Here is a 21,021-nt window from a genome sequence, read left to right as displayed (position 1 = left end):
ATGCTAACATAACCGAACAAGATCGATAACGATAACTACTATCATTATCAACTCAAGGATGTTGTGATGTCTTTTCCGCCCAACCTGGCGCGTCCGCTTATCGTGACCGGGTTATTTTTATTGCTGCTTGTTGCGGCTGCGCTCAGTTTACTTATCGGGGCTACATCCCTGCCCTTTTCCGTCGTCGTGGAGGCGTTCACCGGCAGTTGTCAGACTGCGGATTGCACGATTGTGCTGGACGCCCGTCTGCCACGCACCCTTGCCGGATTACTTGCCGGTGGTGCACTCGGCCTTGCCGGGGCGCTGATGCAAACCCTGACCCGCAATCCGCTGGCCGACCCCGGTCTGCTCGGCGTGAACGCCGGGGCCAGCTTCGCCATCGTGCTCGGCGCGGCGTTGCTCGGTTTAACCTCCCCTCATGAACAGCTGGCGCTGGCCTTTAGCGGCGCGCTGGCGGCATCGTTAGTGGTGGCTTTTACCGGCAGCGCGGGCGGCGGGCAGCTCAGTCCGGTACGTTTGACGCTGGCGGGGGTGGCCCTTGGCGCGGTGCTGGAAGGCTTATCCAGCGGCATCGCCCTGCTGAACCCGGATGTTTACGATCAGTTGCGCTTCTGGCAGGCCGGATCGCTGGACGTGCGCCAGATTCATACCCTAAAAATCGTCTTACTGCCGGTGCTGATCGCCGCGGGCATCGCCCTGCTGCAAAGCCGGGCGCTGAACAGCCTGAGCCTCGGCGCGGATACCGCCACGGCACTCGGCAGCCGCGTGGCGCGCACCCAGTTGCTGGGATTACTGGCGATCACCGTGTTGTGCGGCAGCGCCACGGCGGTGGTCGGCCCGATTGCCTTTATCGGCCTGATGATGCCGCATATGGCGCGCTGGCTGGTGGGGGCAGATCATCGCTGGTCGCTGCCGGTGACGCTGATCGCCACCCCTGCCCTGTTGCTGTTTGCCGATATTATGGGTCGTCTGCTGGTGCCCGGTGAACTGCGGGTGTCGGTGGTCAGTGCCTTTATCGGTGCACCAGTGCTGATCCTGCTGGTACGCCGTCATCGTCGCGGAGGTCGCTGGTGAACGCCCCTTCCCGTCGTTTAATTTTAAGTTGCCTGCTGCTGGCGATCGCCTGTCTGTTGGTGGCGCTGTGGAGTCTGCAAAGCGGCGCGGTGCCGTTGACGTTGTCGCAGGTCTTTGCCGCCCTCACCGGCGATGCGCCGCGCGGCATCACCCTGGTGGTCACTGAGTGGCGTCTGCCGCGCGTGCTGATCGCCCTGCTCACCGGCGCGGCGCTGGGTATCAGCGGCGCGATTTTCCAGTCGCTGATGCGTAACCCGCTCGGCAGCCCGGACGTGATGGGCTTTAACACCGGCGCGTGGAGCGGCGTACTGATCGCCATGGTGCTTTTTGGTCAGCATCTGACGGCGATTGCGCTGGCGGCAATGGCAGGCGGTATTCTTACCTCGCTGGTGGTCTGGCTGCTGGCGTGGCGCAACGGCATTGAAACCTTCCGGCTGATTATTATCGGCATCGGCGTGCGCGCCATGCTGGTGGCTTTTAATACCTGGCTGCTGTTGCAGGCGTCCCTTGAGACGGCGCTGACCGCCGGGCTGTGGAACGCTGGATCGCTCAACGGCCTGACGTGGACGAAAACCCTGCCCGCCGCGCCGGTGCTGCTGGTGATGTTTGTCTGCGCGGCCCTGCTGGTGCGCCGTATGCGGCTGCTGGAAATGGGCGATGACAGTGCCTGCGCGCTGGGCGTCAGCGTTGAGCGTTCACGTCTGCTGATGATGCTGGTGGCGGTGGTGCTCACCGCCGCCTCTACCGCCCTGACCGGCCCGATCTCCTTTATTGCGCTGGTTGCCCCGCACATCGCACGGCGTCTTAGCGGCACCGCGCGCTGGGGGCTGACCCAGGCGGCGCTGTGCGGTGCATTGTTGTTGCTGGTGGCCGATCTCTGCGCCCAACGGCTGTTTGTTCCCTATCAACTTCCGGTCGGCGTGGTGACCGTAAGCCTGGGCGGGATCTATCTCATCGCCCTGTTAATTAAGGAGTCCCGCAAAAGATGATCCCCTCAGACGCCCGGTTGCGCGGCGAGGCTTTAACCCTTGGCTATGGCAAAAAAATCGTTGCTGAAAACCTCAACGTCACCCTGCCCGACGGCCATTTCACCGCGATTATCGGCCCCAACGGCTGCGGAAAATCGACGCTACTGCGCACCTTAAGCCGCCTGATGACCCCGGCGCACGGGCATGTTTATCTTGATGGCGAGCAGATCCAGCGCTTTAACAGTAAAGAAGTGGCCCGCCGTATTGGCCTGCTGGCGCAAAACGCCACCACGCCGGGGGATATTACGGTGCAGGAGCTGGTGGCGCGCGGGCGCTATCCGCATCAGCCACTGTTTACCCGCTGGCGGGCGGAGGATGAAGCGGCGGTGCAGCGGGCAATGGACGCGACCGGCGTGACGGCGCTGGCCGGGCAGAGCGTGGATACGCTGTCCGGCGGTCAGCGCCAGCGGGCGTGGATCGCCATGGTGCTGGCGCAGGAAACGGCGATCATGCTGCTGGATGAACCAACGACCTGGCTGGACATCAGCTATCAGATTGAGGTGCTGGAGTTGTTAAGCGAACTGAACCGTGAACAGGGTTATACGCTGGCTACCGTGCTGCACGATCTGAACCAGGCCTGTCGCTATGCCACGCATCTGGTTGCGCTGCGGGACGGGAAAATCGTGGCACAGGGCGCGCCAAAAGAAATTGTGACCGCGGAGTTAATCGAAAAAATTTACGGCATGCGTTGTGTAATTATTGAGGATCCGGTGGCCCATACGCCGCTGGTGGTACCGCTGGGGCGCGGTGCGCAGTAGGGGATTGCGCCCGGCGGCGCTGCGCTTGCACGGGCCTACCCTTCACAGGCCAGGGTAGAAGCAGGCCCGGTAAGCACAGCGCCACCGGGTAAATGCATCAGCACTGTAGGCCCGGTCAGCGCAGTGCCACCGGGCAAATGCATCATCATCGTAGGCCCGGTAAGCGTAGCGCCACCGGGCAAAAACTAGTGAGAAGGTTCCAGCGTCAGCTCCGGCGTCAATGTGCGGGTCACCATCGCGTTACGCAACAGAACAAACCCACACGCCACCATACCGCCGATGATAGCGGCCAGCACGACAATCAGCGCCTTGCCTGGACCATCTTTTTTCACCGGATAAGACGGGGCTAACTGGTATTTAAAAGGCTCAAAATCGACGTTTTTCACGCTGATCTTTTCCAGTTCCGCGAGATGGAATTCGCGGTTACGCAGTTCGGCGTTCAGTTCGGAAATATCGCGCAGCGATTTCTCAATTTTTAATTTTTCCTGAATGCCATCCGCGCCCAGGGCAATGGAGAAATCCGGATCGTCATTGACCACCTGACCGTTGCTGTAGACCGGGCGTTTAATGCCAGCGGCATTAGCCACTTCCAGCGAATAGTTAAGACGCTGGATCTTAATATCACGCTGATTAGTTAAGCGAATGCGATCAAGGGTTAATCTTTCTTTCTCAAAATGCGTTTTCAGCGCCACCGTATTGCGAATAGTATCAAGCGCTTCTTTCGTCACCAGTGCCGCGACATAATTAATATATCCATGCAGTACCACTTGTGCTTCTTTCGCCGTTGGCGCGGTAAAGCTTAAATTCCATGCAACATAAGGCAGCTCAGTTTCATTTTTTACTTTCGCGTTATCCGCGGCTTTCATATTGTCCGACAGCCGCACTACGGCGCGCTGTAATTCCAGCGGATCAATATTTGCTTCTTGCAGCTGCCCCATCACGTCCGGCGACGACATGAAATATTCTTCCATTAATGCGCGGGAGTTAAAGGCTTTGATAAAGCGATTAAAAATGTCTTTCTGATCCACAGGGATGTCGATGTCCAGCACGCGAAGCTGCATTAAAGTCTGCTGGAGTTCGTTCCATTGCAGCTCTTCTGCCGGGGTGATCACCGCCTGGCTGGTCCATTTCTGGGGCATTAAAAAAGTCGCCAGTACGCCCAGCAGGGCGAAGGCCAGTGCAATGCCGATAATCTGTTTTTTCGCGCACCATAAAACGTCAAGCAGTGCCAGCAGATCGATTTCGTTATTACGAGGGGCTTCGAGCGGATAATTACTGAACTCCACATCTCTGTCGTGCTTAATATTCGTTGAGGTCATTTTATTATCTTCCTTAAAGTGTGTAGGCCGAATACGCTCACCCTGCGATGGCCATGATGGTATTACAGAGTGAGAATAATCTGAATCCCCTCATGGAAAAATATACTGTCTAGCTACAAATCTTTGTAGTTTTGTGCCTGAGAATGCCGTAAATACTTCAGGATTTTTGATACAAACGCGCAATTATTGCCCGTCCTGATTTCTCATCGCGGGCAATAAACTGATTACATCATTGCAACAACCGCTGCATTATTGGTCCAATGGCTTCGAAAGCCGCGGGAGAAATAATATCGACGTGCGCACAGGGCTGCGGGTAAATATCCAGCTCGCTTATCCAGGGTGACCAGGCGCGGGCGGGATCCACTCCCTCCGGCAGCGTATGTTCCGCGACAAACAGCGTCGCTTTACCTGCAAAGGGTACGCTATGGGCGCTGCTGAGCAGCCGCACCGCATCGCCATAGTTACCTTCGATGGCACTGAACAGTTCGCCGGATCCACTCCCCTGCCGGGCGGCAAGAAACGCCTCCCGCTCGCGGTCGATTTCCGCCAGCACCTCGGGATCCAGTCCGTTAGCCTCTTTTTCCGCCCAGTTTTGCGTCTCTGGCGGCCAGGTATCCAGCAAACCAAGAAACGCGACCGCCTCGCCACGCTGGCGTAACCTCGCGGCAATGCCCTGCGCCAGCGTGCCGCCGAGGGAATAGCCAAACAGATAGTACGGACCGTGCGGCTGACGGGCGAGCAGCGTGCGCAGATGATGCTCGCAGACGTCATCCAGCGTGGCGGCGGTGGCCATCGGACCGTCCGGGCGCGGCGACTGAATGCCGGTGATTGACCAGCGCGGATGCAGATAGCGCGCGAGCACGCTGAACTGCCAGGCAAACCCGGACGCCGGATGGAAGCAGAACAGCGTCGGACCGTCACTCTCACGCAGCGGCAAAATCGTCTCATAGCCCAGACGCTGCGCCTGTTCATCGTGCTCGCCATCGAGCAGCGCCGCCAGCGCGGCAACCGTTGAGGCCACCATGATCTGCCCTGGCGTCACCTGACGCCCGCATTCGCGGCCGAGCTGCGCCGCCAGCCGCATCGCCAGCAGCGAATGCCCGCCGAGGGCGAAGAAATCCGCCTCTGCGTCATTTACCTCGCAGCCCAGCAACGCACTGAACGCCTGCGCCACGCGGATCTCGCTGGCCGAATGCGGTGCACGTCCACCGGGTTTCGCCGTCATCTCCGGCAGCGGCAGCGCTTTACGATCCAGTTTACCGTTGGCGCTGAGCGGCAGTTCCGCCACCTGCACCAACACCACCGGCACCATATGCGGCGGCAACCGCGCGGAGAGCTGCTCGCGCAACGCATCGCGATCCAGCGGCAGGCCCGATTCGGAAACCAGATACCCTACCAGTTGCCGCGCATCGCCGCCGCCGGTTGTTGCCTGATTGAGTACGCAGGCGTGCGCCACCGCCTGCGCCACGTCCGGCAGACTCTGCATCACGCGATCGATTTCGCCCAGTTCAATACGCTGGCCGCGAATTTTCAGCTGATCGTCACTGCGCCCGAGGTATTCCACCGCGCCGTTATCCAGCCAGCGCGCGACATCACCGGTGCGGTACATGCGCTCTCCCGGCGCAAAAGGATCGGCAATAAAACGGCTGGCGGTGAGATCGGCGCGCCCCAGATACCCCTGCGCCAGCTGAATGCCGGTGAGGTAGAGATCACCCGCCACGCCCGGCGGCACGGGCTGCATCATGGCGTCGAGGATACGCAGACCGGTATTCCATACCGGAAAACCAATCGGCACGCTGTTGCCGGTGACCGCCGCCAGCGCCTCGCCGTGGGCCGGATACCAGCTGACGTCCACCGCCGCTTCCGTCGGGCCATACAGGTTATGCAGCGGCGCGCCGGTGAGCTGCTCCCACTCCCGGCACAGATCCGCCGGTAACGCTTCGCCGCTACAGAACACCTGTTTCAGCGTGCGGCAGCTTGCACGGGCGGTTTCCGGGGTCAGCGCGGCGACAAAGGCCGCCAGCATTGACGGCACAAAATGGGTGGTGGTCACGCCCCACTGGGCGAAGAAGTGTTGCAGCGCCTGGGGATCGCGGTGCGCGTCCGGCTCCGCCATCACCAGTTGTGCCCCGGCGATAAACGGCCAGAAGAATTCCCACACCGAGACGTCAAAACTGCACGGCGTTTTTTGCGCCACCACGTCGGCGGCGCTGAGCGGATAGGCGTCCTGCATCCACAGCAGACGGTTCACAATCGCCATCTGCCCGACCATCACCCCTTTCGGGCGGCCGGTAGATCCGGAGGTGAAAATAATGTACGCCGTGTGCTGCGGGCGTGAGAGATCCAGCCCCTGCGCTTCGCTCACCGGCAGCGGCGCGGTGTAGCACAGCGTTTTCAGATCCGGCAGATCGGCAAAGCGCCCCTGTTGATCCGGGGCGGTAATCAGCAGCCGCGGGCGGGCATCTTCCAGCATCATGTGCAGACGATCGTCAGGATAGCCGGTATCGAGCGGCAGCCAGGCGGCCCCCGCTTCGACAATGGCATGCAGCGCCAGCGTCAGAAATACCGAGCGCGGCAGCGCCACCGCCACGCTGTCGCCGGGCTGCACGCCCTGCTCGCGCAAGCGTTGCGCCAGCGCAATCACCTGCTGGCGCATCTCGCGGTAGCTGAACTGCCAGCGGGCATCCGCCAGCGCAGGCGCGTCGGGCGTTTTGCGCGTCTGAGCGGCCACCAGCTGACTGAGGGTGGTTTCCGGCAGCATGATGCCGGTATCGTTAACGCGGCCAATCTGCGCACGCTCCGCGGCGGAAATCAGCTGCGCATCGCCACAGCGCAGATCAGGCGCTGCGGCAAACTGGCGCAACAGCGCGTCGAGCCGTGCGGCATGGGCGTTAAGCGTGTTTTCATCGTAACGCTGAGGGTTCGCCAGCACCTCAATAGTGAGGCCGCCCTCCTCGTCCGGGATCAGGGCGATCTCCAGATCCTTAACCGGCCCGGTTGCCAGCGTGTGGGTGCTGCCCGCTACGCCGTCGAGTGCCAGCTGGTAATCAAACATTTTGACGTTAAACACCGGGCCAAACAGCGGTTCATCCCCTGCGGCACGCCCGGCGTCACGCACGATCTGCTCGGCGTCGTAACGCTGATGGCGGCGCATTCTTTTCAGGCTGGCAGCCAGTTTTTGCGCAAGCGCAGGCAGCGTCTCCTGCGCATCAATATTGACCGCGAGGGGCAGTACGTTCAGCACCGGGCCGGTGGCGGTCAGCGCCGCCGATCCCATACGGCGCATAAAGATAAAGCCCGCCGCATAGTCCAGGCGTCCACATAGCCTTCCTAGCCACAGCGCCACTAACGCCAGCGCGAGATCGGCCCGCTGGCAGCCCGGCGCGCTGGCGGCAAGTCGCGAGAATGCCTCAGCATCCAGCGTCTGTTTGAGACGCAGAATATCGGGGGTCCTGGAGCTGCCCGACAGCGGCGTGCCGGAAAGCGATACCGGCGGCGGCAGCGTGCGTTTCACCTCGCCCCAGAATGCGCCATCACGGACGTACGCCTCGCTGTCGCGGTAGCGCTGGTACTCGTCCACCACGTCCGCAAAAGGGGTAAATGGCGACGACGGCGTCGGTTCGCCGTTACGCCAGGCACGATAAATGGCGGCGATCTGGCGGGTAATGGCGGGGAAGCTGAAGCCATCCACCAGCAAATGGTGATAGCGCTGATACCAGTACCAGCGATCGTCGGCGAGGCGTATCAGCGCGTGATGCACCAGCGGCCTGCCGCTGTCGACACGCAGGTTCTGAGCCAGATCCGCCTGCATGTGCGCCAGCGCGGCGCGGTGTGGACAGGCGGCGTCGCGCACATCGACTATCACCGGCGCGGCAAGGGCCAGCGTCTCGTCAACGTACTGGAACACCTCGCCGTTATCTTCCACAAAGCGCATACGCAGCGTGTCGGCCTGCATCATGCCGGTGGTAATCGCTTCGCAGAGCAAAGGCGCATCCAGCGCGGCAGGGGTGATGTCAACATAGTGCGCCACGCTCCAGGCGTTGGGCAGCGTCGAGAGTTTTTCAGCCATCCAGATCCCGGGCTGAGCGGCAACTAAGGGGAGTCGAGCGGACATGCGGGTTCCTCAGCGCGCGTAATGCGCAGGGGTTAAGGTCTGCCACTGGGCCGTCAGCCAGGCGTTGCAGGCCTCCAGCGGTTGCGGCTCACCGATCACGCGCCAGCCTTCCGGCAGCGCGCACTGCTGCGGCCACAGGCTGAACTGCTGCTGTGCATTTTGCAGAATATAAAAGTGTCCCTGGGCGTTATCGAAGGGATTACTGAATTCCATACCTGGCTCCTGTGAGGTAACGGCTTATGGCGTGGCGGGAGGCAGGGACTGCCAGAGCGCGATCAGCCCGGCGGTCAGACCGCCGCGCCAGCACAGGGCATCGTGCCCGCCGTCAACCTCACGCCACAGCAAAGTTTGCGGGGTATCTTTTAATCGCGTCAGCAGCGTCTGATTAGCACGCCAGATCAGCGGCTCGCGTTTACCTGCTTCCAGCACAATGCGCAGCCCGCGCGCGCTGACCTCGCCGCGTTGCAGCTGGCCGATAAGCTCGCCGTCCTCCGGCGCGCTGCGGCTCGGCCACCAGTAGGATCCCGACTGGCTCAGCACGCAGCCAAACCGCTGCGGCCAGTTAAGCCCGGCGTACAGTGCCGCCAGACCGCCGAAACTTTGTCCGGCGACGAGGGTTCGCGCAGGATCAGCGCTGAACGGCGTGCGGGCGTGGATCAGCGGCAGTAATTCCTGTTGCACGGCGTGCCAGAAATCCGCATTACAGGGCAGCTCGCGGTTGCGGGTATCGTTGTTGATCGCGTCGATCAGCACGTAAATGGCGGGCGGCAACTGGCGATCGGCGGTGAGCGCGGCCAGCGCGGGCCAGACGGGCATACTTTCCGCCCAGAACTGCCCGTCGAGCAGAATGGCCAGCGGCGTATCGGCATTCGTCTCGCCGGTGGTGTAGATCCATACCCGGCGGCGGTTTTTCAGTATCGCGCTCTGCCAGGTGATACAGACCGGCGGCGTAAACGGCGTATCGGGGCGATCCCATCCCGGCTGCAAGGGAGCCTCCGGCATTTGCAGCGCGGACATCGCGTGACCGCGCCCGCCACGCCAGGAATCGTTATTCAGCGGATCGGCGATCGCCTTTGACAGCAGACCGCGCCATCCTTCACGCAGCGCCAGCCGATCCGGCACCGGGCCGCTAAACACCGCCGCGGCAAAGTCATTTTCGTTTTCACTGGGAATAAAACAGTAGCTGCCGCGCCAGCGCGCGGGCAGCGTCGTTTGCCAGCACCAGACATCCGTTCCGGCAAGACGGCGCAGGGATTGCGGCGTGGATTGCTGATGATGATCGGTCACGCCGGTGATGTAAATCCAGACGTGGCGCAGCGGGGACGTGGCGTCGCTGCCATAGGGATCGCGCCACCAGAAGGTGACCTGATACGTGTCTTCACTCTCACGGTGCCATTCCGGCCCGTGCTTTTCATTCCACCAGGCGTCGCTGCCCGTAACCTGTGTTGTCACCGTTTTAGACCCCATTTGCGTCGCAGAATGTTGCTGTAAGACAACAATTGTCGATAATATTATTGATAACTATTTTCATTTGCAATAGCGTATTGGCGCGCGGCAGGATGCGCGTCTTTCACTCTATTCGGTTAGCCGTGCGCGTTTGCAGGATGCAAAAGCTGGCAAAAAACTCAGGTAATAACATGAATAATAAATTTAATACCCTGGCCGTCCTGGTTCATTTGGGTATCTCAGGGGTAGCACTGCCGGTCTACGCGGCAGAAACCGACAACGATGACACCATTGTGGTCACCGCCGCGCAGCAGAACTTACAGGCACCGGGCGTCTCCACCATCACCGCCGATGAGATCCGCAAAAATCCGCCCGCGCGCGATGTCGCCGAAATCATCCGCACCATGCCGGGCGTCAACCTCACCGGCAACGCCACCAGCGGCCAGCGCGGTAACAATCGCCAGATCGATATTCGCGGTATGGGGCCGGAAAACACGCTGATCCTCATCGACGGCAAACCGGTCACCAGCCGTAATTCGGTGCGTCTGGGCTGGCGCGGCGAGCGCGATACCCGCGGCGACACCGGCTGGGTACCGCCGGAGATGATTGAACGTATCGAGGTGATCCGTGGCCCGGCGGCGGCGCGTTATGGCAACGGCGCAGCAGGCGGCGTGGTGAACATCATCACCAAACCGGTCAGCAGCGACTGGCACGGCTCATGGAATACCTATTTCAATGCCCCGGAACATAAAGCCGAAGGCGCGACCAAACGCACCGATTTCAGCCTTACCGGCCCACTCGGCGGGGATTTCAGCTTCCGCCTGATGGGGGATCTGGATAAAACCCAGGCCGATGCGTGGGACATCAACAAAGGCCACCAGTCGGAACGTACCGGCATTTACAGCGATACCCTCGCCGCCGGACGGGAAGGCGTGGAAAACAAAAATATCAACGGTGTGCTGCGCTGGGACTTTGCGCCGATGCACTCCCTGGAGTTTGAGGCGGGCTACAGCCGCCAGAACAACCTCTATGCGGGCGACACGCAGAACACCAATAACGACAACAAAACCAACGGCCTGGTACAAAAATATTACGGCAAAGAGACGAACCGTCTGTATCGCCAGAACTATGCCGTCACCTGGAAAGGCGGCTGGGAAAACGGCGTCACCACCAGCAACTGGGCGCAGTACGAGCACACGCGCAACTCGCGTCTGGGCGAAGGACTGGCGGGCGGTACGGAAGGCCTGTTTAACAGCGAGAAATTCAGCGATATTGATCTGGCTGATGTGACGCTGCACAGCGAAGTCAATATCCCCTTTGACTGGCTGTTCAACCAGAACCTGACGCTGGGTACCGAATGGAACCAGCAGCGCATGAAGGATTTAGCGTCGAATACCCAGGCGCTGGCTGGCGGCGCGATCCCCGGCTTTGACAGCACTGGTCGCAGCCCCTACTCCAGCGCGGAGATCTTCTCGCTGTTCGCTGAAGACAACATGGAGCTGACCGACAGCACCATGCTGACCCCGGCGCTGCGTTTTGATCACCACACGGTGGTTGGTAATAACTGGAGCCCGTCGCTGAACCTCTCCCAGGGGCTGGGGGATGACTTCACCCTGAAGATGGGCATCGCCCGTGCCTATAAAGCGCCGAGCCTGTACCAGACTAACCCGAACTATATTCTGTATAGTCGTGGTCAGGGCTGCTACGCCAGTCCGGTGGGGACCGGCTGCTATATGCAGGGTAATGACGACATGAAAGCGGAAACCAGCATCAACAAAGAGATCGGCCTTGAGTTTAAACGCGACGGCTGGCTGGCGGGTGTGACCTGGTTCCGTAACGACTACCGTAACAAAATCGAAGCGGGCTATGTGCCGGTCGGGCAGACGCAGCAGGGCGCGCTGAAGACCGATATTTACCAGTGGGATAACGTGCCCAAAGCGGTGGTAGAAGGTCTGGAAGGCACGCTGAACGTGCCGGTGTCAGAAGCGGTCACCTGGAGCAATAACCTCACGTATATGCTGCAAAGTAAGAATAAAGAGACCGGCGAGCGCCTGTCGATTATTCCGCAGTATACGCTGAACTCCACCCTCAGCTGGCAGGTGCGTGAGGATGTGTCGCTGCAATCCACCTTCACCTGGTACGGCAAGCAGCAGCCGAAGAAATTCAACTACAAGGGTGAACCGACCACCGGCTCCGAAACCAACGAAGTCAGCCCGTACAGTATTGTCGGCCTGAGCGGAACCTGGGACGTGACGAAAAACGTCAGTCTGACCGGCGGGGTGAATAACCTGTTCGATAAGCGCCACTGGCGCGCGGGCAACGCCCAGACCACCGGCGGCGCGACGGGCTATATGTACGGCGCGGGGGCGGAAACCTTCAATGAGTCTGGCCGCACCTGGTTTATGGGTGTGAATACGCACTTCTGATATAAGGTGACATAATGCCCGGCGGCGCAGGCTTGCCGGGCCTGTGATCGGTTATCTTCGACATAATGTAGGCCGGGTAAGCACAGCGCCACCCGGCACAAAACCGCGGGCTCGGTGCACCACGAACCGCCCGGCGGCGCACGCTTGCCGGGCCTACGAACAGCGGGATAAATAATGGATTATCATCACACCACGCTCCCCCTTGCTGGCCTTACCCTGCACCGCATCGACTTCGATCCCACCACCTGGCGCGACGCCGATCTGTTCTGGCTGCCGCACCATGCACAGTTACGCCACACATCACCTAAGCGCCAGCGGGAACACCTGGCGGGCAGACTGGCGGCCTTTCACGCAATGGGGGTTATTCCCGCCATCGGCGCAAACGGTGCGCCCGACTGGCCCGCGGGGATTTTTGGCAGCATCAGCCACAGCGGTACCACGGCGCTGGCCGTCGTCGCGTCACAACCTGTGGGAGTGGATATTGAACGCTGCCTCGACGCTGCGCTGTGCGCCGAACTGGCAGACAGCATTGTCGATGCGGATGAACGTGCGGTGCTGGTCGCCTCCGGCCTGCCCTTGCCGCTGGCGGTCACGCTGGCGTTTTCCGCGAAAGAGAGCCTTTATAAAGCCTTTTCCGACCGCGCCCTGCCCTGGCCTGGCTTTGCCAGCGCCAGAGTGACGGCACTCACTGACACGCAGCTCCGGCTGACCCTTTCCGCCCGCTTTTGCCCGGCGCTGGCCGGCGTCACCGTTACGGCTGACTGGTGCGCCGTTGCGCAGGACGTCATCACGCTCTTATCAGCGGATTAACCGCGTTATGCGTTTTTCGCATAAGCTAAGTCAAATTATGACTTTCAGGAAAATCTCATCCCCCATAACGTAGCGGAACATAACAAACACATTACATTACTTTACAGGGATTGCTGATGACCAAAAAATTGCTGTCGTTACTGGTGCTGACCGCGCTGTCAGCCGCCAGCCATGCTGCCACGCCGCCAGACACGCTGGTGGTGGCGCAGGGGCTGGATGATATTGTCAGTCTCGATCCTGCGGAAGCGAACGAGCTTTCCAGTATTCAGACCGTGCCGAGCCTCTATCAGCGCCTGGTGCAGCCGGATCGTGACAATCCTGAAAAAGTGAACCCGATCCTTGCCGAAAGCTGGCAGGCGGATCCGGCGGCCAAAACCCTGACCATCAAACTGAAGCCGGACGCAAAATTTGCTTCCGGTAATCCGCTGCGCCCGGAAGATGTCATCTTCTCTTATCAGCGCGCCGTAACGCTTAATAAATCCCCGGCCTTTATTCTGAACGTCCTCGGCTGGCAGCCGGATAACATCAATGATCAGCTGAAAAAAATCGACGACCATACGCTGCAACTGCACTGGACGGCAGACGTCAGCCCGGCGGTGGCGCTGAATATTCTCTCCACGCCGATTGCATCCATCGTCGATGAGAAGCTGGTGACCGCAAATGTTAAGGGCGATGACTTCGGCAACGCCTGGCTGAAGATGCACTCAGCAGGCAGCGGCGCGTTCAAAATGCGTGTCTATCAGCCGCATCAGGCGATTGTGCTCGATGCCAACAGCAACGCTGTGGGCGGCGCGCCTAAGCTGAAAAATATCATCATTAAAAACGTACCGGATCCGGCGTCGCGCCGTCTGCTGATCGAGCAGGGCGATGCGGATGTGGCCCGCGATTTGGGTGCCGATCAGATTGGCGCGTTGCAGGGCAAAAAAGGCGTGCAGGTGCTGAGCATCCCGTCTGCCGAGCAGAACTATCTGGTGTTTAACGCCGGTAACAGTGCCAATCCGCTGCTGAATAATCCGGCATTCTGGGAAGCGTCCCGCTGGCTGGTGGATTATGAAGGCATCACCAAAGATCTGCTGAAAGGCCAGTATTTTATCCATCAGAGCTTCCTGCCGGTGGGTCTGCCGGGCGCGCTGGAAACCAACCCGTTCAAATTTGATCCGGCGAAAGCGAAAGAAATCCTCGCCAAAGCGGGTATCAAAGACGCCCACTTCACGCTGGATGTGGAAAACAAACCGCCGTTTATCACCATTGCCCAGTCGATGCAGGCGAGCTTCGCCCAGGGCGGCGTGAAGGTGGATCTGTTACCGGCGGCGGGCAGCCAGGTGTATGCCCGCGTGCGGGCGAAGCAGCATCAGGCGGCGATCCGTCTGTGGATCCCGGACTACTTTGACGCCCATTCCAACGCCAGCGCCTTTGCTTATAACGATGGCAAAGCCAGTACAGTGGCCGGTCTGAACGGCTGGCAGATCCCGGAGCTGAGTAAGCAGACGCTGGCCGCCGTGGCGGAGCCGGATGCGGCAAAACGCCTCGATCTGTACAGCAAAATGCAAGAACAGTTGCAGCATCATTCGCCCTACGTGTTTGTCGATCAGGGGAAAACCCAGATCGTGGTGCGCGATAATGTGAAGGGCTACCAGCAAGGGCTGAATGCGGATATGGTCTGGTATGACAAGGTAACGAAGTAAGTTGTCCTTGTTGCCGGGTGGCGCTGCGCTTACCCGGCCTGGGATCCCGATGTTTGTAGGCCGGGTAAGGCGAAGCTGCAACCCGGCATGAAGCGTTTTGTTAGGCCAGGTGAGGCAACGCCGCCACCCGGCATGAAGAGATTTCCCATGTCACATCTTTCCACCCGCGTGCTTCAGGGTCTGCTGACCCTGCTGCTTACGCTCTTCGGTCTGCTGCTGGTGACCTTCGCGCTGTCGGCCTTCTCACCCGTCGATCGCGTTTTGCAAATCGTCGGCGATCATGCCAGCCAGTCCACTTACGACCAGATGCGCCACCAGCTGGGGCTGGATCAGCCGCTGCCGGTGCAGTTCTGGCACTATCTGCTTAACCTGCTGCATGGCGATTTGGGTATCGCAAGCGCCACCGGGCAACCGGTGTTGCAGGATCTGCTGGCGGCGTTTCCGGCCACTTTAGAACTTGCCACCCTGGCGCTGGTGGTTGGCGCGGTGCTGGGCGTGATCGCCGGCGTGTTGTGCGCGCGGTTTGTCGGCAGCCCGTGGGATCTGTTCGTGCGCACCTTTACGCTGCTTGGTAACTCGGTGCCGATTTTCTGGCTCGGTCTGCTGATGCTGGCGCTGTTTTACGCCCGCCTGCACTGGAGCGCCGGGCCTGGGCGACTCGATGATATTTACCTCTATACCGTGGAGCCGCGCACCGGTTTTGCGCTGATTGATACCGCGCTGTCCGGCGATCGCGAGGCCCTGCGCAACGCCATCAGCCACCTGGTGTTGCCGGTGCTGCTGCTGGCGTATTACTCGCTGGCGAGCATTACCCGCCTCACCCGCTCGGCCTGTCTGAGCGAGATGAACAAAGAGTACATTTTGCTGGCGCGCGCGAAAGGCGCAGGCGAGATGACCATTCTGCTGCGCCATGTGCTGCCCAATATTCGCGGCACACTGCTGACAGTGATCGCCCTGGCCTATACCGGGATGCTCGAAGGCGCGGTGCTCACCGAAACGGTCTTCTCCTGGCCGGGCATTGGCCGCTATCTCACGACCGCCCTGTTTGCCGGGGATACCACTGCCATCATGGGCGGAACGCTGCTGATTGGCGTGAGCTTTGTGCTGATTAATAACCTCACCGACCTGCTGGTGCGTCTGACCGATCCGAGGGTTCGCTGATGCCGACTTATCTTTTCCTGCGCCGTCTGCGCCACTCTCCCGCCGCCCTGACTGGCCTTGTGATCGTTTCACTTTTGCTTTTGATTGCGCTGTTCGCCCCGTGGCTGGCACCGCGGGATCCCAACTGGCAGTCTGCCGCCGCCCGTTTGCAGGCACCGAATGCCGACTACTGGCTCGGCACCGACAGCTACGGGCGCGATGTGCTGTCACGGTTGATTTATGGCACCCGTCCGGCGCTGGGGCTGGTAGCGCTGGTCACGCTAATTACCCTGCCCGCCGGTCTGCTGGTGGGCATTTTATCCGGCTATTACGGCGGCTGGCTGGAGCGCGTGCTGATGCGCTTTACCGATGTGGTGATGTCGATGCCGCGCCTGATCCTCGCCTTTGCGTTTGTCGCCATGCTCGGCCCCGGTCTGGTAAACGGCGCACTGGCGCTGGCGCTGACCACCTGGCCCGCTTATGCCCGTCAGGCGCGCAGTGAAATTCAGCGTCTGCGCCACAGCGACTATTTAGCCGCTTCAGAGATGATGGGCATTCGCGGCTGGCGACTGCTGGTCGGGCATATTTTGCCGTTGTGTCTGCCGTCAGCGATTGTGCGGCTGGCGCTGGATCTGGCGGGCATTATTCTGGCCGCCGCCGGGCTGGGCTTTCTCGGCCTCGGCGCGCGTCCACCCATGGCGGAATGGGGCGCGATGATCGCCGACGGCATGCAGGTGATCTTCGATCAGTGGTGGCTTGCCGCCGCGCCCGGCGCGATCATTCTGATCGCCAGCCTTGCCTTTAACCTGCTGGGCGATGGCCTGCGCGATGTACTGGAGCCGCAACATGACTGACATGAACGTTCGCGTGCAGGATCTTACTATTGATTATCCGACCGCGCAGGTCGTTAAAAACCTCAGCTTTACGCTGGGTAACGAGCGGCTGGCGCTGGTGGGCGAATCAGGCTCCGGCAAATCGATGACCGCCCGCGCGCTGATGGGGCTGGTACGTCGCCCCGGCGTGGTGCGCGCCAGCGAGCTGAGCGTCGGCGGCCAGGATCTGCTGACGCAAAAGCCTGCCGGCTGGCGGGCGCTGCGCGGCAATCATCTGGCGATGATCTTGCAGGATCCGCGCTATGCGTTAAATCCGGTGAAAACCATTTTTGCCCAGATCGAGGAGGCCCTGACGCTGCACCAGCGCCTTCCCAAAGCAGAACGCCGGGATCGCATTCGTGAAGCGGTGCTGGCAGTCGGGCTGAACGAGGCGGTGCTGAACCGCTATCCGGGCGAGCTTTCCGGCGGCATGGGCCAGCGGGTGATGATTGCCATTGCGCTGATCAACAATCCGCGCCTGCTGATCGCCGATGAACCCACTTCGGCGCTGGACGCGCGTCTGCGTAATCAGATCCTTGAATTACTGGTGGCGCAGTGCGAGCAGCGACAGATGGCCATGCTGCTGATCAGCCATGATTTACCGCTGGTGGCGCAGCACTGCCATCGCGTGCTGGTGATGTATCAGGGGCAAAAGGTGGATGAGATGCCCGCCAGTCAGCTTTCCACCGCCACCCATCCTTATACCCGCACGTTGTGGACCTGTCGGCCAAACGCCACCACTTACGGGCAGATGTTACCGACGTTAAATCGCGCGGAGTTAAACGATGAGTCTCGTTAATATTGAGAATTTACAGGTCAAATTTGCGGACAAAATCGCCGTCTCCGCCGCCAGCTTTAGCGTGCAGGCGGGGGAAACCTTCAGCTTAATCGGCGAGTCCGGCTGCGGAAAATCGACTATTCTGCGCGTGCTGGCTGGCTTGCAGCGCGAGTGGCAGGGCAGCGTGTCGCTGTTCGACGAGCCGGTGAAGCCCGGCCTGCGCTTTCAGGGCCTGCGGCGTCGCAATGTGCAGATGGTGTTTCAGGATCCTTACGCCTCGCTGCATCCTAACCATACTCTCTACCGCACGCTGGCCGAGCCGCTGCGCATCCACGGCGAAGCAGACAGCGCTGCGCGGGTGGCGACGGCGCTCTCTGAGGTGGGTCTTCCCGCCGACGCCGCACAGCGCTATCCGCATCAGTTGTCCGGCGGTCAGCGGCAGCGCGTGGCTATCGCCCGTGCCCTGCTGCTGCGCCCCCGCCTGCTGCTGCTCGACGAGCCAACCTCTGCGCTGGATATGTCGGTGCAGGCGGAAATTCTTAACCTGCTCAATCGGCTTAAACAGGCGCACCAGATGACTTTTCTGCTGGTCAGCCATGATGCGGATGTCATCGCCCATATGTCTGACCGGGCGGCGTTTATGGCCAACGGCGTGATCCAGCGATTTTACGATCGCGCGGCGTTAGTGGCGGGGGAGCACCGCTAATCCCCCCTCACCCTGACCCTCTCCCCAGGGAGAGGGAATAGTCCACGCGCGTTTCCTCCTTTTCCGGGAGAGGGAAATAAAGCGCTTAGAGCTTGCGCTTTTGCTTACCCTGCGCGTCAAAATTATCTTCCGCCAGCCAGGCGCGGATCGCCGCATCGCGCGCCGGCCATTCCGTGTCGATAATCGACAGCCAGTCGCTGTCGCGATTACGCTGTTTACGCACGATTTTCTGCCGGAAGCGGCCTTCAAAAGTGAAGCCCAGCCGTTCGGCGGCACGGCGTGAGGCGACGTTCAGCGAATCGCACTTCCACTCCACCCGGCGATACCCGTGGGCAAACGCATTGCCGAGCAGCAGCCACACCGCTTCGGTGCCCAGCACGGTTTGCTGCATGCGCGGCGACCAGGTGACATGGCCGATCTCAACGGTGCCGTTTTCCCGATCGATGGCCATATAGCACACCAGCCCCACCGCCCGACCACTTTTCAGATCGATAACCGCATAAGGCACCAGCGCGCTGTCCTGCACTTTACCGTCGATCCAGGCGGCAGTATCCGCCACTGACGCAGGGCGATCGCTGGCCATCCACGTCCAGTCGCGCTCGTCGGCGGCCTGCGCGTAGGCATCAAACAGATCGGCGGCATGTTCTGTCGCCAGCGGATCCAGGCGGCAATAGTGGCCGGTTAATACCTTGCGCGGCAGCACAGCCGCGCCCTGCCACTCCGGCAGCAGATCGCCTACCGTCTGACCGTATTCATTGATTTCTGGCACGTGACATCCTCATTGGGTTGTAATGAATTTGTTATATCAGGCTTTTACGCGTCAATCATTAAAACCGCTGGATCCGCCTTCCAGAATTCAATGTGTTCCCTTTCATTATGACGGCGTACTGGCATGCTGCCGTGATGAAAACACACCTCCTGCATGCTCGTGCGCTGCGTAAAAATATGACGCCACAGGAGCGGAAATTATGGTACTTGCTGCGCGATCGTCGTTTTGCAGGCTATAAGTTTCGTCGTCAGCTGCCATTGGGCCGTTTCGTGGTGGACTTTGCCTGCTGGCAGGCGAAGCTGGTGATTGAACTCGATGGAGGACAGCACAGTGAAAATGTTGATTATGACGAGGTAAGAACCTTGTGGCTGGCGCGACACGGCTGGCGGGTAGTGAGGTTCTGGAATAATGATCTGGTTAATGTAGAAGGTGTACTGATGGCGATCCTGGCTGCGCTGAAGGCGTCCCCTCACCCTGACCCTCTCCCCAGGGAGAGGGAATGAAAGCCTCTGCGCCTGTCTTTCTTCCGGGGAAGGGAATGAGCGCCCCCTCTCCCATTGGGAGAGGGCCGGGGTGAGGGGAAAACCCGTCTATACTCATAAAAAAGCAGATAAACGTGAGCGTAACTATGCCGTTAGCCGATTTTCATGTCTCCGATCCCTTCACCCTGGGCATTGAACTGGAACTGCAGATCGTCAACCCGCCGGGGTACGATTTAAGCCAGGACTCGAGCACGCTGATTGATGCGATGAAGGCGCAGGTCAGTGCGGGGGAAGTGAAGCATGACATTACCGAAAGTATGCTGGAGATCGCCACCGGCGTGTGCGTCGACATTCATCAGGCCGCCAGCCAGCTAGGGGCGTTGCAGCACATCATTTTGCAAACGGCGACGGAGCATCATGTAAAAATTTGCGGCGGCGGGACGCATCCGTTTCAGAAGTGGCAGCGCCAGGAGATCTGCAACGATGAGCGTTATTCCCGCACGCTGGAGATGTTTGGCTATCTGATGCAGCAGGCGACGGTGTTTGGTCAGCATGTGCATATTGGTTGTCGCAACGGCGATGACGCCATCTATCTGATGCACGGGCTGTCGCGCTTTGTGCCGCACTTTATCGCGCTCGGGGCGGCGTCGCCCTATATGCAGGGCGCGGATACGCAATTTGCTTCGTCGCGTTTAAATATCTTTTCCGCGTTCCCGGATAACGGTCATGCGCCCTGGGTAACCAACTGGTCAGAATTTGAAGGGCTGTTTCGTCGTCTGAGCTACACCAACATGATTGAAAGCATTAAAGATCTGCACTGGGATATTCGCCCCAGCCCCAATTTTGGCACGGTTGAGGTGCGAGTGATGGACACGCCGTTAACGCTGTCGCACGCGATAAACGTCGCCGGACTGATCCAGGCCACGGCGCACTGGCTGCTCGCTGAACGGCCCTACAAAATGCAGGAGCGCGATTATCTGCTGTATAAATTTAACCGCTTTCAGGCCTGCCGCTTCGGCTTTGAGGGCATTATCACGGACGTGCATACCGGCGATCAGATCACCATTAAAGACGACATCGCCCGGCTGCTGGAGAAGGTGGCGCCCTATGCCGATAAGCTCAACGGCGGCAGCGCGCTGGATGAGCTGTCGCGCTTCGTGAAACGCGGCAAAAGTGAGACGCAGCTGATGCGTGATTTTGTGGCGGATGGCGGATCGCTGTTTGGGCTGGTGGAGAAACATACCGAGATCTGGGCGTCGGGCTGAGGCCCGGTGATTGCACCGCTGTCGCAAATGGCTTCTAATGGCGTTTTAACTGACGATTAACATCATTATGAAACATCCCCTTGAATCGCTGATGACCGCCGCCGGGATCCTGCTGCTGGCGTTCCTCTCCTGTTTGCTGCTGCCGGTGCCCTCCCCCGGTACGGCGCTGGTACAAAAACTGATCGGCCTCTTTCATCTGATGGATGCCAGCCAGTTTTACACCCTGTTCTTATGCGCGTGGTTTTTACTGCTGGGTACGCTGGAGTATCTGCTGCTGCGCTTTATCTGGCGTCGCTGGTTTTCGATAGCGGAATAACCTTCACCCTCCCGTTGCGGGAGGGTAAAGGCG

Annotated in this window: 18 protein-coding genes; 13 read left to right on the top strand and 5 right to left on the bottom strand. The window is 60.1% G+C overall.

The genetic code is table 11. The features are described from left to right. Positions 1-66 precede the first annotated feature (66 nt). The 3 genes from fepD to fepC are packed head-to-tail and all read left to right on the top strand — an operon-like array spanning position 67 to position 2,860. Complete coding sequence (gene fepD / locus KW828_RS10965; RefSeq protein WP_218336386.1) at positions 67-1,074, top strand: Fe(3+)-siderophore ABC transporter permease; 1,008 nt, start codon at positions 67-69, stop codon at positions 1,072-1,074. Continuing rightward, positions 1,071-2,063, top strand: a complete 993-nt coding sequence (fepG, locus tag KW828_RS10960; RefSeq protein WP_218336385.1) for an iron-enterobactin ABC transporter permease — start codon at positions 1,071-1,073, stop codon at positions 2,061-2,063. The genes fepD and fepG overlap by 4 nt, the downstream gene beginning before the upstream one ends. After that, entirely contained in the window at positions 2,060-2,860 is an 801-nt protein-coding gene (gene fepC / locus KW828_RS10955; RefSeq protein WP_218336384.1) for an iron-enterobactin ABC transporter ATP-binding protein, read from the top strand. Before fepG ends, fepC begins: the two co-directional genes overlap by 4 nt. 185 nt (positions 2,861-3,045) lie before the next feature. Here the strand turns inward: fepC and wzz(fepE) are convergent, their stop codons facing one another. The 4 genes from wzz(fepE) to fes all read right to left on the bottom strand — a co-directional run bounded on the left by wzz(fepE) (position 3,046) and on the right by fes (position 9,745). After that, on the bottom strand, positions 3,046-4,179 hold the full coding sequence (wzz(fepE), locus tag KW828_RS10950; RefSeq protein ID WP_218336383.1) for an LPS O-antigen length regulator Wzz(fepE): 1,134 nt from the start codon (positions 4,177-4,179) through the stop codon (positions 3,046-3,048). A gap of 229 nt (positions 4,180-4,408) precedes the next feature. Continuing rightward, on the bottom strand, positions 4,409-8,293 hold the full coding sequence (entF, locus tag KW828_RS10945; RefSeq protein ID WP_218336382.1) for an enterobactin non-ribosomal peptide synthetase EntF: 3,885 nt from the start codon (positions 8,291-8,293) through the stop codon (positions 4,409-4,411). Between the two features lie 9 nt (positions 8,294-8,302). Beyond that, positions 8,303-8,506 (bottom strand): MbtH family NRPS accessory protein, encoded by a 204-nt coding sequence (locus tag KW828_RS10940; RefSeq protein ID WP_218336381.1) that lies wholly within the window; start codon positions 8,504-8,506, stop codon positions 8,303-8,305. Between the two features lie 24 nt (positions 8,507-8,530). Continuing rightward, a complete protein-coding gene (fes, locus tag KW828_RS10935; protein WP_371316121.1) occupies positions 8,531-9,745 on the bottom strand; it encodes an enterochelin esterase in 1,215 nt (404 codons plus the stop codon). Between the two features lie 185 nt (positions 9,746-9,930). On the opposite strand from fes, the gene KW828_RS10930 reads away from it, so the two are divergent. The 7 genes from KW828_RS10930 (at position 9,931) to KW828_RS10900 (ending at position 18,156) form a co-directional block, all read left to right on the top strand. Further along, a complete protein-coding gene (locus KW828_RS10930) occupies positions 9,931-12,165 on the top strand; it encodes a TonB-dependent siderophore receptor (RefSeq protein WP_218336379.1) in 2,235 nt (744 codons plus the stop codon). A 174-nt stretch (positions 12,166-12,339) separates the two neighbouring features. Next, positions 12,340-12,975, top strand: coding sequence for an enterobactin synthase subunit EntD (entD, locus tag KW828_RS10925; protein WP_218336378.1), 636 nt, complete (start codon positions 12,340-12,342; stop codon positions 12,973-12,975). A 116-nt stretch (positions 12,976-13,091) separates the two neighbouring features. Continuing rightward, entirely contained in the window at positions 13,092-14,660 is a 1,569-nt protein-coding gene (locus KW828_RS10920) for an ABC transporter substrate-binding protein (RefSeq protein WP_218336377.1), read from the top strand. A gap of 147 nt (positions 14,661-14,807) precedes the next feature. Continuing rightward, positions 14,808-15,821: an ABC transporter permease gene (locus KW828_RS10915; protein ID WP_218336376.1), complete on the top strand. Its 1,014-nt coding sequence runs from the start codon at positions 14,808-14,810 to the stop codon at positions 15,819-15,821. After that, the gene (locus tag KW828_RS10910) at positions 15,821-16,654 is read left to right on the top strand and encodes an ABC transporter permease (RefSeq protein ID WP_218336375.1); all 834 of its coding nucleotides are present in this window, start codon (positions 15,821-15,823) and stop codon (positions 16,652-16,654) included. The genes KW828_RS10915 and KW828_RS10910 overlap by 1 nt, the downstream gene beginning before the upstream one ends. Then, positions 16,617-17,471, top strand: coding sequence for an ABC transporter ATP-binding protein (locus KW828_RS10905; RefSeq protein WP_371316123.1), 855 nt, complete (start codon positions 16,617-16,619; stop codon positions 17,469-17,471). Before KW828_RS10910 ends, KW828_RS10905 begins: the two co-directional genes overlap by 38 nt. After that, complete coding sequence (locus tag KW828_RS10900) at positions 17,458-18,156, top strand: ABC transporter ATP-binding protein (protein ID WP_218336373.1); 699 nt, start codon at positions 17,458-17,460, stop codon at positions 18,154-18,156. Before KW828_RS10905 ends, KW828_RS10900 begins: the two co-directional genes overlap by 14 nt. 85 nt (positions 18,157-18,241) lie before the next feature. Here the strand turns inward: KW828_RS10900 and KW828_RS10895 are convergent, their stop codons facing one another. Further along, positions 18,242-18,925 carry a GNAT family N-acetyltransferase gene (locus KW828_RS10895; protein WP_218336372.1) on the bottom strand — a complete coding sequence of 228 codons (684 nt, stop codon included), beginning with the start codon at positions 18,923-18,925 and terminating at the stop codon, positions 18,242-18,244. A gap of 134 nt (positions 18,926-19,059) precedes the next feature. Between KW828_RS10895 and KW828_RS10890 the strand changes: the two genes are divergently transcribed. The 3 genes from KW828_RS10890 to KW828_RS10880 all read left to right on the top strand — a co-directional run bounded on the left by KW828_RS10890 (position 19,060) and on the right by KW828_RS10880 (position 20,988). Continuing rightward, positions 19,060-19,428 carry an endonuclease domain-containing protein gene (locus KW828_RS10890; protein WP_218336371.1) on the top strand — a complete coding sequence of 123 codons (369 nt, stop codon included), beginning with the start codon at positions 19,060-19,062 and terminating at the stop codon, positions 19,426-19,428. Between the two features lie 125 nt (positions 19,429-19,553). Then, the gene (locus tag KW828_RS10885) at positions 19,554-20,672 is read left to right on the top strand and encodes a YbdK family carboxylate-amine ligase (RefSeq protein ID WP_218336402.1); all 1,119 of its coding nucleotides are present in this window, start codon (positions 19,554-19,556) and stop codon (positions 20,670-20,672) included. A 67-nt stretch (positions 20,673-20,739) separates the two neighbouring features. Continuing rightward, positions 20,740-20,988, top strand: a complete 249-nt coding sequence (locus KW828_RS10880) for a DUF1158 family protein (RefSeq protein WP_218336370.1) — start codon at positions 20,740-20,742, stop codon at positions 20,986-20,988. Positions 20,989-21,021 lie beyond the last annotated feature (33 nt).

Origin of the sequence: Enterobacter sp. ENT03 (genome assembly GCF_019218745.1) — a bacterium.
Lineage (GTDB): Bacteria > Pseudomonadota > Gammaproteobacteria > Enterobacterales > Enterobacteriaceae > Enterobacter_D.
Note: the sequence above shows the minus strand (reverse complement) of the source record. Positions and strands in the feature narration are given on the sequence as shown.

Bases quoted from the DNA above. Each gene is read 5' to 3' on its own strand.
- entF (WP_218336382.1), bottom strand. From the start codon at position 8,293: ATGTCCGCTCGACTCCCCTTAGTTGCCGCTCAGCCCGGGATCTGGATG.
- KW828_RS10915 (WP_218336376.1), top strand. From the start codon at position 14,808: ATGTCACATCTTTCCACCCGCGTGCTTCAGGGTCTGCTGACCCTGCTG.
- fepD (WP_218336386.1), top strand. From the start codon at position 67: ATGTCTTTTCCGCCCAACCTGGCGCGTCCGCTTATCGTGACCGGGTTA.
- KW828_RS10890 (WP_218336371.1), top strand. From the start codon at position 19,060: ATGAAAACACACCTCCTGCATGCTCGTGCGCTGCGTAAAAATATGACG.
- KW828_RS10885 (WP_218336402.1), top strand. From the start codon at position 19,554: ATGCCGTTAGCCGATTTTCATGTCTCCGATCCCTTCACCCTGGGCATT.
- KW828_RS10880 (WP_218336370.1), top strand. From the start codon at position 20,740: ATGAAACATCCCCTTGAATCGCTGATGACCGCCGCCGGGATCCTGCTG.
- KW828_RS10910 (WP_218336375.1), top strand. From the start codon at position 15,821: ATGCCGACTTATCTTTTCCTGCGCCGTCTGCGCCACTCTCCCGCCGCC.
- KW828_RS10940 (WP_218336381.1), bottom strand. From the start codon at position 8,506: ATGGAATTCAGTAATCCCTTCGATAACGCCCAGGGACACTTTTATATT.
- KW828_RS10920 (WP_218336377.1), top strand. From the start codon at position 13,092: ATGACCAAAAAATTGCTGTCGTTACTGGTGCTGACCGCGCTGTCAGCC.
- KW828_RS10905 (WP_371316123.1), top strand. From the start codon at position 16,617: ATGGCCTGCGCGATGTACTGGAGCCGCAACATGACTGACATGAACGTT.
- fepC (WP_218336384.1), top strand. From the start codon at position 2,060: ATGATCCCCTCAGACGCCCGGTTGCGCGGCGAGGCTTTAACCCTTGGC.
- entD (WP_218336378.1), top strand. From the start codon at position 12,340: ATGGATTATCATCACACCACGCTCCCCCTTGCTGGCCTTACCCTGCAC.
- KW828_RS10930 (WP_218336379.1), top strand. From the start codon at position 9,931: ATGAATAATAAATTTAATACCCTGGCCGTCCTGGTTCATTTGGGTATC.
- KW828_RS10900 (WP_218336373.1), top strand. From the start codon at position 17,458: ATGAGTCTCGTTAATATTGAGAATTTACAGGTCAAATTTGCGGACAAA.